Below are 12,837 nucleotides of genomic sequence, written 5' to 3'. Positions count from 1 at the left end.
ACGGACATAACTATAACCTTTGGCTCAAATCTGATACTTAAAAATCAAGATTAAACTTTTAATATCTCCTCATATAACTTCTCAATACTCTCATTCACCTTAACAGGAGCAAACACCCTTTCTCCGAAGCTTTTAGAATATTCTGCCATATCCTTGCGAAACATTGGCGACTCCATCAGTTTGCGAAGCTGCATAGTAAGCGTATCCACATCATCAAATGGGAAAGTGAGGCTGTTCTTCCCCTCTTCAATCACATCAGGAAGGCCACCTACAGGAGTAGTTACCACAGCAACGCCCCTTGCCCAGGCTTCCAATACCACCATAGGGAAACCCTCATGGCGAGAGCACATACAATAGATACTTGCTTTATTCCATACATCCTCCTTTTGCTTGCCAGTGATATAACCAGTAAATGTAACACTATCATCCAAACCCATAGTTTGAGCCATCGCCTGAAAGCGCTCCACTTCACCATTTCCCATGATGGTAACATGCCAGTCTGGGAAATCTACCTTCAGATTCTTCCATGCCTTCAGGAGCAAATCGGGATGCTTGTTATCATTCAAAAAGGCAGCCATGATGATACTCTTTTCTTTGATAGAATAATCCACAGCTGGAGTCGGAGCACAGGCATTATAGATAACAGCAGTCTTGGCTTTCACAGTAGGGAACCATTCTGCAAAACACTTCTGCCACTTCTTTGCTAACAGCACTACGCAGTCAGCCCTATTCAAGCACCATATAAACAACCGATTATGCTGATGATCCTCCAACTGATTACCCATGTGGATATGCATGACTATCTTCTTTCTGCCAAGTAATGCTAATAAAAGCACAGGCATTTGAATAATCAGACAAATCTTATCAGGCACCGTGTGGAAATGCACGATATCATACTGCCATATCGTAAACATCGCCTTGAAGTAAGCCTTCACCGCATACCACAATTTCACGCCATATCCTCTCTGAATTTGCGTACCAAGCCATCCGCAATGATACTTCTCCCAGAAAGGCATCGTCTTCATCAGGCGCAGCACACTCGCTACTCCGCCGCCACTCTGTTCAGCGGAGCCTACCATCAAAACTCTATTCATTATTTATTTAGAAACAATCATGATTGCTCCAGCTATTACAAAGAGCAATCCCACTATTTTTTGAATGTTTATCTTCTCCTTGAAAACCAAATATGACAAAAGCATAGTCCAACCATACGTCAAAGAAGTCAAAGGAAGAACTTTGGAATACTCCATCAAAGACAAGACATAGATATTAAGGAGAGCGGCTATAAGGTATAAGCCACCACCTAAATATAAATAAGGTGAAGACAATATGCCAAGAATATTGCTCTCACCTGCCAACCTCTTAAAAAACACGGATGCCTGCGCACCAAGATAGGTCATCGCCAACAAAAGTAAATAAGCCATATCTATTCTCCTCTAGCTATTAAGACAACACCGATAAAAACAGCTATCACCCCCGCTATATTCACCATCGTGAGTTGTTCACCCAATACAAAATAGCCAAGTAACACACTCAGAATGTAGTTGACACTCAAAATGGGCTGCAAAACTGACAGACTGCCAAATTTATAGGCAACAATCATGACAATGGCCCCAATGCCATAGAGAATGAATCCCATCAGCAGCAACAAGAGATTTCCATCCACTGCCAATTTCCACAATAGTTGACCGAAACAAGCCAAGACGGAAGAGCATATCATAAGCAAGATGCCCTTGCCATTCTTCTCCAAAGAAAAACTATTCATTTTCAATCCTTCAGTTCTACTTGTTCCTCAATATCTCAAACATCTGTCGATGCTTTTTCACAAGCACTTCCAATATCAAGCCACAAGCCCATAGCAGCATAGCCAGTAAGACAATAAAGCCAGAAACTATCAATGTTGGATAGCGAGGCACAAGCCCTGTTTGTAGGTATTCATAAAAGACTGGCACAAACAAGATGGCAGCCACCGCCAACAGCACCAATGAGATGCAAGAGAAAAACAGCAACGGCTTGTAGTCACGAAACAGACGGAAAATGGTAAAAATCACCTTCATGCCATCACTGTAAGTATTCAGTTTTGAAACACTTCCAGCAGGTCGATCTCTATATGTCACAGGGATTTCCTTGAGCAACATATTTTTGTCCAAAGCATGAATAGTCATTTCCGTCTCAATCTCAAATCCCTTTGACAAAACAGGGAACATCTTCACAAAGTCACGGCTAAAGGCACGATAACCAGTCATAATGTCCCTCACGTTGCTATGGAATAACTTGTTGATCAAATATCTCACAGTCACATTGCCTATATTATGGAAAGGACGTTTGTTCTCCTCAAAGTAAGTGGAAGACAAGCGGTCACCTATAACCATATCTGCCCCCCCATCTAAAACCTCGTCACACATCTGTCGAGCGTTTTCCGCAGGATAAGTATCATCGCCATCTATCATCAGATAACAATCCGCATCAATTTGATGGAACATACTTCTGATGACATTGCCTTTTCCCTGACGACGCTCATATCTCACAATAGCACCTGCCTCCTTGGCTATCTTGTCAGTTCCATCCACAGAATTATTGTCATAGACATAGATGTCAGCCTCAGGCAGAGCCTCTTTGTAGTCCTTCACCACTTTTGCAATGGTCTTGCTCTCATTATAGCAAGGTATCAATACAGCTATTTTATTCATGATTTTGATTATTTTTTAATGAAACGATTCCAATCCACCGTATAATAGACCAATAAGAGAAGAGAATAAAGTGAGAGAAGTCCAGCTCGCCAAGTGAACCATCCATGCTGAATGGAATGATTTCTCATGACCAAAAACCATATTGGTACAATCATGACAACCAACAGCAAGAAAACATTCTCACCAAAAACCTTTTTACTCTTTATCATTTTGATGTATAATAAAATCAAAGCCACAACAACGACAATGGCTCCAAAGAATGGCAAGACCAAATGTTTCCTTTCCACAGCCTGCCAAATAAAAGCCAAGATGCCACCAATCGTCATGTGCATGCCTTTATATACATCAGAAGTTCTTAACTTGGCACTCTCCATGGCATCAGCCAAAATATTGGTTTCTGTCAGCAAATAACCAACAAGCCATTTTGAAGCCCAAATCAAGCCGTAACCCAAAGCCCATGCGATGGAGATATAGATGACATACTTCCATTTGTCCTTACGATTGCTCATCAGCAAGCATACTATCATTGGCAATCCCAAAGTAAGCTGCGGTGTCGTCAAGAAGTCCATAAAACTGGTAACTCCACCTATAATGAAAAAAGTGCAATACAAGTTATCATCTTTTTCTACTAAACGTGGAAAGACCATCACAGCTATCATTGACAAAAATGAAAGATAGAAGCAAGTCGAGAACTGGAGAGAAAGAGGAACTATCGGGAAATTGATCAATACCAAAGACAAGACAAACAACCCACATGCCGCTTTACCTATTTTGCGATATATCAGCCATGAACATACGACAATTAGCAATGAGAACAGAACATAGTTGAGGATTCTGATGGCAGAATAATCCATGATGGTCATCAATGGCTTCAATGTCACTTGGTATCCGTGCCAATACCTGCCATAACTCTCCTTGTTGAGACCTTTGAAATTGCCCTTGATAACATTCTCCGTATCATAAGCTAGACTCATATAGTCATCCGACTTATAATCATCATTCAGCATGGCAGAACGAACAGGCTCATCAGCATCAGCGGATGCCATCAGGTTGAACATATAGCAATCGGTGAAGTTATCCATTTGGAACAACTTGAAATGAAAGAACTCCTTGTAAAGTCCCTCTTGTTCTATTACTTTTGTGGAAGAATACAAATTCTCCGCCACAGCACTTTTTGGAATACAATGCACAGCGATGATTGACAAAGTGAACAACGCTACCATGATAAGCAGAGCGACGACACACCTTGCAAAGGTTTGTTTAATCATTTTCATAAAGGTATTTATTTGATTAATATTTTACGTCTTAACTTTATAATCTCACAATCTCTTTCCACTCCAAGTCCTCCTTAGACAACACCGCCAAGAATAGCGATGTCATCACCTTCAGCAAATAAGCAGCCAAGACGATAATGGCAAATACGAGAAGAACGTTGAGAGGGAAAATAGAATTGAATTGATTGGTAATGAATGCGAATTGCACGATATAGACTTCCAAGGTTAAAGCAGCTATCCATGACATAACCCTTCCCAAAACTAGAGAATGAAATGCCTTGTCACACCATGAGTAAGAAGCAACTTTATAGAGATAATACACAAAGGTATGCAATGGAATCAAAGCCATAATTTGAATATCATATCGAATACCCATTGAGCCCTTTCCTATCTTTAAGATGACAAAATAAGCAATAAAAGAAACGATCACCCAAAGCATATCTCTCGTAATTGACGTGCATTTGATTTTATCCCTAAGCGAGTAACACAACCCGCCCATTACCATCACACTAAAATGACAAACGTAATGAAAACTAGTATGAAAAGGCGAGCCACTAGCTATCGGCATCATAAAGAAATATACAACAGAGACGGTTAAAGACAAAACGAAAAGACATTGCATCTGTCTAATCTTGCCCCCCCCAGAATAACTTAATAGGTCTTGTTAAGACATAAAAAACGATGTATGCCACGGCAATAGCTTGCAAGAACCAATAGCCATCAAAAAGAAGCAGATTACCAATCGTGAGAGTCTGTTTCCAAACTACAGCACTGACAACCACCCAAATGAACACGGCAGGCCAAAGTCTTCTCATACGCCCCTTGTACCAATTCAAGAATCCATGAGCCTTCTTCCTCTCAAATCCCATCATTAACAAGAAGCCTGAGACAAAGAAGAATAAGGCATTACCATGCACTCCATATGTAGCAAGAGAAGGCGAAACGTCTTCATAAAGCGGTTGGAAATGAGAGTTTGTAATCATCAACACTGCTATAAACTTCAAAAAATCCAAAGAATATAATCGTGAATTGCCCATATCAAATTAATCCATTTCTTCCTTCACGCTTTTTCTTTGCTCCAAAAGCATCTCTTTCTTTCGCTTCAACATTTGCTGTCTCTTCATCTCCATCATCTGGTTACGATTGGCATTGAGGCAGAGGGCTATCAACATACAATACCCCATTCCCTTTCCAGAAAGCCAAGAAGAGTCTGCCGTTTGCTCAATAGCAAGACAACAGAAAGTTATCATAGCTACACGATAATAGCGCATATCTGCAATAATATCAAAAGCTGCTAAACGACGCTTCCAGAACCAGCAGAAGAAAAATACACCAACAATACCAAACTGCGCTAAAGTTGGATAATAGGCATCACAGATAAAACCTCCACTTTCATCCAATCCCCAGATACCATTTAAATTATACTTATAATATAAAGGAGAATAAAACTTCCAGGCACCATTACATGCAAAAGATCCCATGCCAGAACCGAATGGCAAGTAGTCCCAAAGGATTTTCAAACTCGTCTTATAGGTCATTGGACGAGCCAAATATTCATTGTCCAAGCCCGAAATATAATAGGCATCAAAACGAGTCCAGGTTACCATCAATATGATTGTCACCACCACAGCACAATAAATCATTGTTTTAGGCGACTTAAAATTCAAGCGATGTTTCAAGAGGAAAATGAAGGCGATAAAACAAATTATCTCCCCCAGAAACTTAAACTTCGGCGCCAACATACCCGTGAGTACCAAAGTTAAAGCTATAAGACGATTGCGCTTCGTATCTTTTGTGAAGAGATAGTAACTCATACCCGTACATATCGCCAGCTGTCCTAATACAGGGAACTCTGCCTCCACCTGTGAATCCAAGGTTTGTGGATGATATATAATCCAAGAGAACAAAGTAATAATCATAGTTATTAACATCCACTTCTTTTGTTTTTTCGTAAACTGAGGGTTTAGAATCCATGTGCAGAAAATAATGGAATAAGGTCGTATTTCTTGCATCAAATCTAACAAAACAGCATCCTTGACATTCGCTCCAAACAAGAGAGAATACACCACATAGAATGCAATCAACCCCAAGCATACCATAAATTCCTTCCAAGGTTTCTTATTGATATACTTTGAGCCATACATCATAAAGGTGTAAAGCAGCAAAAGTATTGTCATCGCTTCATCGACGCTGGAGAAACCCGGCAAGTCATTATAAGCAATACAAGTAGGAAAATAAACTATCCAATAAAGGGTAAAAAAACGAGATATATTTTTCACTTTGTTTGTATTTTAAATAACTATTTCAAAAGAGCCTTACACTCTATAATGGCAATAACAAGTTTTTCTGGCAGTATTTTTTTGATAAGTTCTTTCAGTGAGAACCTTTTGTCCACCCAAGTCCCGGCATAATGATGGATGGTTCTAGTATTTTTCTCCACATGAAAACGCCCCGTCATGACATTGATAGGACAGAAATACTCAGACGGATACACATAGCAATCATCATCTACTTTCTGTATGCCAGACACATTTTTCAAGCCATTATTTAACAAAATATGAGTTGCAATATGAACCACTGTTATTTGATTGCGCATATTATCCTCATGGACAAAATGTTGTCCTTCATAAAAATCCAACATCTTTTGAATGAGACCGAGACCAGGAGCTACGCCTAGACCAAGACCAGGATTAACGCTCGCTTTGTGCATATTTTTCTTTTCATCAAAAGACGGCAAAGGATCAGTTTCAAACCCCATAAAGTTTCCATTGGCAATGATGTCATCTATCGGTCGAATGACTTCTACATCTGTATCGAAATAGATTCCACCATATTTATATAGAATCCAAAAACGGGCGTAGTCACTCACAAAGGCATACTTCTTTGCAGCATACGCCTCTGCTGTATAAGGAATGATATCGACATCGAAGTTATTTTCGTTCCACTCCTTAATCTCATAATCAGGCAAATACTTCTTCCAAGAAGCAATGCACTTCTGTGCCAATTCAGGCAAAGGATTTCGCCCAAACCAGCAATAATGAATAATTTTTGGTATCATTTTTTACCATTATTTTTTAGTTACACTCTTACAATTCAAACTCCTCTATTAGTATTTATTGCCCACAACCATTTTGGAGTTATCTTCCGAAAGACAGGCGGTACAATAAGACAAGTTACACACATAATTATAAATAAAGTTAAACCCTCGATTCCAAATCTTTTGAAAGGGAACAGCCACAACGTTTTTAATGCTAGCATATGTACTACATAAAAATCCATAGAATGTCTTCCTATATAATGAACAACAGGAATATTCGGCAAATAACGAAAAACATTATTGATGACTATACATCCTGCAACAGTGAACATTAATGCTAAATTATAGATTCCATCCGCACTCAATGCGTCATAACGTAAGTTTAAATGCGAAGGATGAAGGATTAATATGCATATGTAAACCAAACAAGCAAGACTTGCAACATATACATGAAACTGCTTTTCACGACAAATATGTCCCAAAGAATACATGCTAATACCGAGTGCGATATTACCCAAATACTCAGGAGAATGTATATTCAAAAAGTGACATAAATATGCAATCGTAAAACCGATAAATACTATAAGAATAGAATTTACCTTTCTAAGCATCAATTCATTATATAAAAATTGCACACAAAAAAGTGATGTCAAAAACCATAATATATCATTTGCGCCAAAACTTCCAGCGATAAAAAACTCTTTGATGGGTGTAAGCAAATAGTGTATCCAATTTCTATCACCATTAATATAGATGGTTACCAGATAAAGAATATATCCCAATAGAGAAAATACGAGAAATGGATATAATAGTTTTTTGCCCCCCAGTTCAAGAAATTCCGTGTAGTTCGTTGCTTGAAGAACATACCAGATTTGAAATAGAACCAGTACATGAAGAATTGCAATGGCTCCAACCATAAAGAATCATTTCTTAATGGGATGACGTTCCAAGCCAAGACATGAACCAACATCATAAAACAGATGAGGATTCCTGCTACATTGTCCAAATAATCTAAACGTTTCATATCAAATTCAAAACTTAGTTTTAAGATTTTTGCATTTTAATTGCCCACAGCTTCACTCTAAATACCATGGATCCTAACAAAAGGCAAACACGCTGAATCACAGATAAATCCACATAATTATGAAGATAATACAAAGAACTCTTAAATTGAGCAGACAACGAAAAGTAATTCGTTGTTTTACTGGTAGAACAGGCACCAAGATGAATACATTTGCACTCTGGAACTAGATAGCTATTCAATTTTAGCTTGGACAGTTTCTTATAAAGAATGTCTTCTTCATAGAATAGGAACGTATTTGGATCAAAGCCTCCTATGTTTCTCAGGACATTCTTCTTCATCAACATACATGACCCACTTGGCAAATCTATACCGATAGATTTATTCTTTAAAAGTTCATCATGCCCTTTCAAAAAATATTGCTTGCCATCATAGTACTTGAGCAATCCAAACAAATCCTTGTACATGCACATATATGCAATGATAATCTCCCAAGGATTATGCTCACGTCTAGCACAATTGTAATCAATGCCCTCCAAGTTCTTTTTGAAAAGAAGAGGACTAACAATAGCACAATTTGCCGAATCATATAGTTGAACTCTAAGAGGCTCGATGATATCTTGTACAAAAAGAATATCATTATTCAATATCAGAATCTCATCTATCTCACTATCAGCATACGCAAGTGCAAGCCCCTTGTTGTTTCCTTGCGCATACCCATCATTAGTTCCACTAATCAGAAAAGATACTTTCTTTAAAGGTGTTTGGATGGCTTGACCTTCAATATACTTGTCGTAGTCAGGACCAAAGCTATCCACCAAAAAATCATCAATAGCTTGAACTACACCTTCCTTAGGAGACCCATTGTCAACTATAATATATTTGACTTTAGCCGTATTGAACTTTTCTACGGATTTTATGCAATTTATGGTATCTTCCCAATTATTATAATTGAGAATAACGATACCGGTACAATGAATTGTATTCATATTACAAAAAATGTTGAAATTAATATTACATGGTACTTTTCGTTTCTATCCTCAGCTGATTATAAACTATATCCTAACTCTTGCAATTTCTGCCTCATAAACTCAACACGATTTTTCCAATCGCCAAATCTCAAAGCCATTTTACGATTCTTATCCACCAGATTTTGGTAATCCTCCAAATGCCCTAAAACATCCAACACCTGTTCTGCGAAATGGTCTTTGTCCAAATCTATCACAGGATTATAACCCAAAATATCAATCAGTTCCTTTGGAGCTTTACCTATGATAACAACTCTTGAAAGCATGCACTCCCAATAGCGTTGTGTAAAAGTTTCGATTCCCTGAGCAATTTCAGGCTGATTGACACTTCGTGGTAAACAGATTGTAATTTTAGAGTCAGCCAAGGCGTCAATCAACATTGCTCTTGTTGTCAATGCAACGTGCTTGTCTCCACTACTCAATACTCTAACACTATCAGGTAAAGAGTTTGTATCAACATAATAACAGCATCTACCAAACTCCAAAAAGTCAAATTTTCTTTCTGACAATCTTTTACCCTCCTTATAAAGATTCGTCTCAATTCCCTCTGGTAAATGAAAAATATGAACGTTCGGACAAAGTTTCTTCATTTTCTCGGCAACTTGAACCGATGTGAAAAATGCTGTACGAACATGATGGTTTTTCATCCATTCTGCAACCTGATTGAAAAAACCTGGCCAACAATCCCAAAACAAAGGGATAACTTCGTAGCACAAGTAATCAGGAAACGTATCAAATCGCAAACTGATAGCCTCACAAAAGCGAAGGCATACTTGCTTTTTGTTTTGAAAAAGAGTTGGCAGAGAAAGATGATGTGAAAGACTCTTATATAGAAATTCATAAGGTCTCGCATCTACTTTTTTTCCTCCTGCCTCCACCCAGGCTTTATAGATTGCTACTTTAAAGTTAATATTATTCTTGTAAACAAACGGTTTGACCGCCTTTACTATCTTTCCCATTATATATATCAAATATTTATAAGATTATTATCTAAGTAAATTATATCTTCCTTTTACCAGGGATAGCCCTTTCCAGATATTTCATAATCCTTAACTTTACGGAAATAGAAATTAAGAAACATACGCCAAGGACGCAATAGTTTATTCTTGATCAACTCAGATTTAGGACGCCCCATTTCCTTTGTTCGCATTCCAACAATCGGGTTATCACACAGTTTGTCCCACGCTTTTGGATTACTTCTATCTGTCACATTGGTCTCCTTCCATGAGATTTCAATATGTGGACTTAGCTTCGCCATAAGCGAGAATGAGCTTTGATCATGTCTATGCTCCTTAAAACCAGGTTTATTGGCGATAACAGAACGCTTATCCGTAATTAATTCTTTTGAAATATCATTGAGGGCTATCCACCCATTCAAGAACTTTTCAGATATAGGTGACTTCATCAATATAAAACAACCTCCCCAAAGCTGAAAGCTTGCACAGATATCTTTATCATCATACACTCCCACTTCTTTTAGTAAGTCACCCTTTGTCCATTCCTGCTCTATACATGGTTCTTGAAAGGTCAAAATAGGTTTATCCATACTCAGCAAATTCAAATATTCTTGGAACCCTTTAAGAGCTTTTTCTGAATGATTCCAAACGATTCCTGCATCCGAATAAACAATAATGTCACCATCAGACATTTGGTCAAAAAAGTATTTCACTAAATCCGCCTTCCATTTCCAATACCCAAATCCACGACGATAGAACCATGGTTTCAACTTACGCCAGTAAGATTTACTAAAAGTATTGGTCTCGTCACAAAAATGTTTTTCTGTGAATGGAAAGCTCTCAATGTATTTTTCCATTCGTTTCATCGCATTTCTGTAACGATGATCTGCAAATGAAACAAATATCAATTTCTTAATGTTCTTTTCCATAATATTCTTTCAATTTATCAATATCTGTAAGAAGTTTCCAATTCTTCTCAAACCATTCAGGTGTATTATTCCACCATTTCACATGCAACAAAAAATCAATGGTTTCCTTATCATATCTATATCCAACCACACGTGCAGGAACTCCACCAACAATTGCGTATGGTGGCACATTCTTGGTTACTACAGCATGAGCAAGAACCACTGCTCCATCGGCAATCTCGACTCCTCCAATCAAGGTAACCTCTAAGCCTATCCAACAGTCATTCCCAATCTTGTTAACTAGTTCTCTCTCTTTGTCATAATATCTGAATTCATCTAACATTTGCGCCTTAGCAAACGTTTTCATCTGAGGATTCCTCCCATGAGAAAGGGAAAAGAACAAAGGAGAGGTTGTTACAAAAGGAGACTTGTATGCGTGTAATCCATTAATAAAAGTACATCTTGGGCCTATCGAAGTAAAGCGACCAATATCTGCACTCACATTACATTCATGTCCTATATAACTACCATATCCCATCGTCCCATAGAAAGAACTATGTTGTGCTACCATATTCATTCCTTCAAATCGGCAACGATAGGAGATATGCGTGGAATACCAAAACTTCACCTTATCACCATTATGCTTCTTCTGCCATAGATAGAGAAGAAGTTTATATAGAAAATGGATTTTCTTAATTGCGTTCAACATCATAATTCAAATTAATTATCTAACTCTCACGCTTAATATACCACACATAGTTTTATACAAGGCTCTCTCCAATCCTCTTCCGCCTGTACCACTAAAATGCCCCTCAAAAGAGAACAAATCTTTAGCATCATCCAATAAACAAGACAAAATGCTATTTACACGATCCATATATGGCTTGCACAAATAGCTTTCAGATTTTTTTATGGCAGCCTTTATTTCTTCAGAAATATACATTGTATGGATATATCCAATCAACTTTATCATCGCTCCAACTCCCGTAGTTTTAGTAAGTATAGATTTATGCCTTTCACACTCAGGCCAATATTCACGGAAAACTTTCTGTACAACTTTATAAAAGCTTATCAATTCCACCGCCATATAGCGATAACTAGGTTTCCCTTGTACCTTGTCCATATCTATATACCATATACCTTGAGGAGAAGACATATGCGACATCAGTGCTTCCGCCATACATGCCTGGGAAACATATCCACGACCTGTACCCAGCATTTTTATCTTATGGTAGAAAGGTGACTCCACATTTGTATTCATAAATTTAACCAACTTATGTGAGATATAGATAAAATTCTTTTCCCTATCGGAAGCATTTGCAGTATATTCCATACCATAAATATCATAATAAAGGGATTTACTTACTCGCTTTTGATTAAAATTGACTTCTGCAAACACCTGTGCCTGCTCCCAAATGTCAAAGTTCAACATAATCGTGCAGTTAAAACGATAACGTTCAAGATACTCTTTTACTATAGAATCTTCTTTCGTTGGGAAAAAGCCTTTTGTTACGTCTTGATACAAAGAAATCATACTATACAATCGATGCTGTCCATCTACTATATAAAAGTCTTGCGGCATAGTCAATTGTGAAATACCTCCTACCGAAAAACTTGTATCATCTATCGTCACAGCAAGAAGCATTGCAGTAGGGAATATAACTGCAACTTTTCTCTGTTCGTAGTCAGTTAATATAGCATTTTTTATATATCGCTTGATTTCTTTGACTCGCTTTTCATCAATTCGTCTTTGATAAGAATTATCATTATCTTCATTTCCAGTATTATATGGATTTTGACTTGGATCTTGACGATAAAAGAATTTAGCGTTATCTTTTAAATCCATAAATGGGACACAAGCTTGCAACATCAATTTTTGCGAATTCTCATCACCACTCAAAATATTTACATTCATTGCCATGT

Annotated in this window: 15 protein-coding genes; all 15 read right to left on the bottom strand. The window is 37.7% G+C overall.

The window, feature by feature from the left end; all coding sequences use genetic code 11:
* Window positions 1-50 precede the first annotated feature (50 nt).
* The 15 genes from KUA50_RS00450 to KUA50_RS00380 all read right to left on the bottom strand — a co-directional run bounded on the left by KUA50_RS00450 (window position 51) and on the right by KUA50_RS00380 (window position 12,835).
* Window positions 51-1,094, bottom strand: coding sequence for a glycosyltransferase family 4 protein (locus tag KUA50_RS00450; protein WP_218457043.1), 1,044 nt, complete (start codon window positions 1,092-1,094; stop codon window positions 51-53).
* A gap of 3 nt (window positions 1,095-1,097) precedes the next feature.
* The gene (locus KUA50_RS00445) at window positions 1,098-1,424 is read right to left on the bottom strand and encodes an EamA family transporter (protein ID WP_218457044.1); all 327 of its coding nucleotides are present in this window, start codon (window positions 1,422-1,424) and stop codon (window positions 1,098-1,100) included.
* A 2-nt stretch (window positions 1,425-1,426) separates the two neighbouring features.
* On the bottom strand, window positions 1,427-1,765 hold the full coding sequence (locus tag KUA50_RS00440; RefSeq protein WP_256624267.1) for an EamA family transporter: 339 nt from the start codon (window positions 1,763-1,765) through the stop codon (window positions 1,427-1,429).
* Between the two features lie 16 nt (window positions 1,766-1,781).
* Window positions 1,782-2,690, bottom strand: coding sequence for a glycosyltransferase family 2 protein (locus KUA50_RS00435; RefSeq protein WP_218457045.1), 909 nt, complete (start codon window positions 2,688-2,690; stop codon window positions 1,782-1,784).
* Window positions 2,691-2,698: 8 nt separating this feature from the next.
* Window positions 2,699-3,964 carry a hypothetical protein gene (locus KUA50_RS00430; protein WP_218457046.1) on the bottom strand — a complete coding sequence of 422 codons (1,266 nt, stop codon included), beginning with the start codon at window positions 3,962-3,964 and terminating at the stop codon, window positions 2,699-2,701.
* 37 nt (window positions 3,965-4,001) lie between these two features.
* Entirely contained in the window at window positions 4,002-4,313 is a 312-nt protein-coding gene (locus KUA50_RS00425; protein ID WP_256624268.1) for a hypothetical protein, read from the bottom strand.
* A 277-nt stretch (window positions 4,314-4,590) separates the two neighbouring features.
* Complete coding sequence (locus tag KUA50_RS00420) at window positions 4,591-5,001, bottom strand: acyltransferase family protein (RefSeq protein WP_256624269.1); 411 nt, start codon at window positions 4,999-5,001, stop codon at window positions 4,591-4,593.
* Window positions 5,002-5,007: 6 nt separating this feature from the next.
* Window positions 5,008-6,141, bottom strand: a complete 1,134-nt coding sequence (locus tag KUA50_RS00415; protein WP_218457047.1) for a hypothetical protein — start codon at window positions 6,139-6,141, stop codon at window positions 5,008-5,010.
* Between the two features lie 122 nt (window positions 6,142-6,263).
* Window positions 6,264-7,022 carry a glycosyltransferase family 32 protein gene (locus KUA50_RS00410; protein WP_218457048.1) on the bottom strand — a complete coding sequence of 253 codons (759 nt, stop codon included), beginning with the start codon at window positions 7,020-7,022 and terminating at the stop codon, window positions 6,264-6,266.
* 35 nt (window positions 7,023-7,057) lie between these two features.
* Window positions 7,058-7,918 carry an acyltransferase family protein gene (locus KUA50_RS00405; protein ID WP_218457049.1) on the bottom strand — a complete coding sequence of 287 codons (861 nt, stop codon included), beginning with the start codon at window positions 7,916-7,918 and terminating at the stop codon, window positions 7,058-7,060.
* A gap of 127 nt (window positions 7,919-8,045) precedes the next feature.
* The gene (locus tag KUA50_RS00400; RefSeq protein WP_218457050.1) at window positions 8,046-9,011 is read right to left on the bottom strand and encodes a glycosyltransferase; all 966 of its coding nucleotides are present in this window, start codon (window positions 9,009-9,011) and stop codon (window positions 8,046-8,048) included.
* A 59-nt stretch (window positions 9,012-9,070) separates the two neighbouring features.
* Window positions 9,071-10,009 carry a hypothetical protein gene (locus KUA50_RS00395; protein ID WP_218457051.1) on the bottom strand — a complete coding sequence of 313 codons (939 nt, stop codon included), beginning with the start codon at window positions 10,007-10,009 and terminating at the stop codon, window positions 9,071-9,073.
* Window positions 10,010-10,062: 53 nt separating this feature from the next.
* Window positions 10,063-10,935, bottom strand: a complete 873-nt coding sequence (locus KUA50_RS00390) for a hypothetical protein (RefSeq protein WP_218457052.1) — start codon at window positions 10,933-10,935, stop codon at window positions 10,063-10,065.
* Window positions 10,919-11,626, bottom strand: a complete 708-nt coding sequence (locus KUA50_RS00385; protein WP_256624270.1) for a CatB-related O-acetyltransferase — start codon at window positions 11,624-11,626, stop codon at window positions 10,919-10,921. The genes KUA50_RS00390 and KUA50_RS00385 overlap by 17 nt, the downstream gene beginning before the upstream one ends.
* A gap of 12 nt (window positions 11,627-11,638) precedes the next feature.
* Complete coding sequence (locus KUA50_RS00380; RefSeq protein ID WP_218457053.1) at window positions 11,639-12,835, bottom strand: DGQHR domain-containing protein; 1,197 nt, start codon at window positions 12,833-12,835, stop codon at window positions 11,639-11,641.
* Between the last annotated feature and the right edge of the window lie 2 nt (window positions 12,836-12,837).

The sequence above is a fragment of the Segatella hominis genome, from assembly GCF_019249725.2.
GTDB lineage: Bacteria > Bacteroidota > Bacteroidia > Bacteroidales > Bacteroidaceae > Prevotella.
This window is presented reverse-complemented; position numbering and strand designations above follow the sequence as displayed.

What these genes read in the sequence shown, in the direction of transcription:
- KUA50_RS00450 (WP_218457043.1), bottom strand. Translation starts at nt 1,094, where the DNA reads ATGAATAGAGTTTTGATGGTAGGCTCCGCTGAACAGAGTGGCGGCGGA.
- KUA50_RS00445 (WP_218457044.1), bottom strand. Translation starts at nt 1,424, where the DNA reads ATGGCTTATTTACTTTTGTTGGCGATGACCTATCTTGGTGCGCAGGCA.
- KUA50_RS00440 (WP_256624267.1), bottom strand. Translation starts at nt 1,765, where the DNA reads ATGAATAGTTTTTCTTTGGAGAAGAATGGCAAGGGCATCTTGCTTATG.
- KUA50_RS00435 (WP_218457045.1), bottom strand. Translation starts at nt 2,690, where the DNA reads ATGAATAAAATAGCTGTATTGATACCTTGCTATAATGAGAGCAAGACC.
- KUA50_RS00430 (WP_218457046.1), bottom strand. Translation starts at nt 3,964, where the DNA reads ATGAAAATGATTAAACAAACCTTTGCAAGGTGTGTCGTCGCTCTGCTT.
- KUA50_RS00425 (WP_256624268.1), bottom strand. Translation starts at nt 4,313, where the DNA reads ATGGCTTTGATTCCATTGCATACCTTTGTGTATTATCTCTATAAAGTT.
- KUA50_RS00420 (WP_256624269.1), bottom strand. Translation starts at nt 5,001, where the DNA reads ATGGGCAATTCACGATTATATTCTTTGGATTTTTTGAAGTTTATAGCA.
- KUA50_RS00415 (WP_218457047.1), bottom strand. Translation starts at nt 6,141, where the DNA reads ATGACAATACTTTTGCTGCTTTACACCTTTATGATGTATGGCTCAAAG.
- KUA50_RS00410 (WP_218457048.1), bottom strand. Translation starts at nt 7,022, where the DNA reads ATGATACCAAAAATTATTCATTATTGCTGGTTTGGGCGAAATCCTTTG.
- KUA50_RS00405 (WP_218457049.1), bottom strand. Translation starts at nt 7,918, where the DNA reads ATGGTTGGAGCCATTGCAATTCTTCATGTACTGGTTCTATTTCAAATC.
- KUA50_RS00400 (WP_218457050.1), bottom strand. Translation starts at nt 9,011, where the DNA reads ATGAATACAATTCATTGTACCGGTATCGTTATTCTCAATTATAATAAT.
- KUA50_RS00395 (WP_218457051.1), bottom strand. Translation starts at nt 10,009, where the DNA reads ATGGGAAAGATAGTAAAGGCGGTCAAACCGTTTGTTTACAAGAATAAT.
- KUA50_RS00390 (WP_218457052.1), bottom strand. Translation starts at nt 10,935, where the DNA reads ATGGAAAAGAACATTAAGAAATTGATATTTGTTTCATTTGCAGATCAT.
- KUA50_RS00385 (WP_256624270.1), bottom strand. Translation starts at nt 11,626, where the DNA reads ATGATGTTGAACGCAATTAAGAAAATCCATTTTCTATATAAACTTCTT.
- KUA50_RS00380 (WP_218457053.1), bottom strand. Translation starts at nt 12,835, where the DNA reads ATGGCAATGAATGTAAATATTTTGAGTGGTGATGAGAATTCGCAAAAA.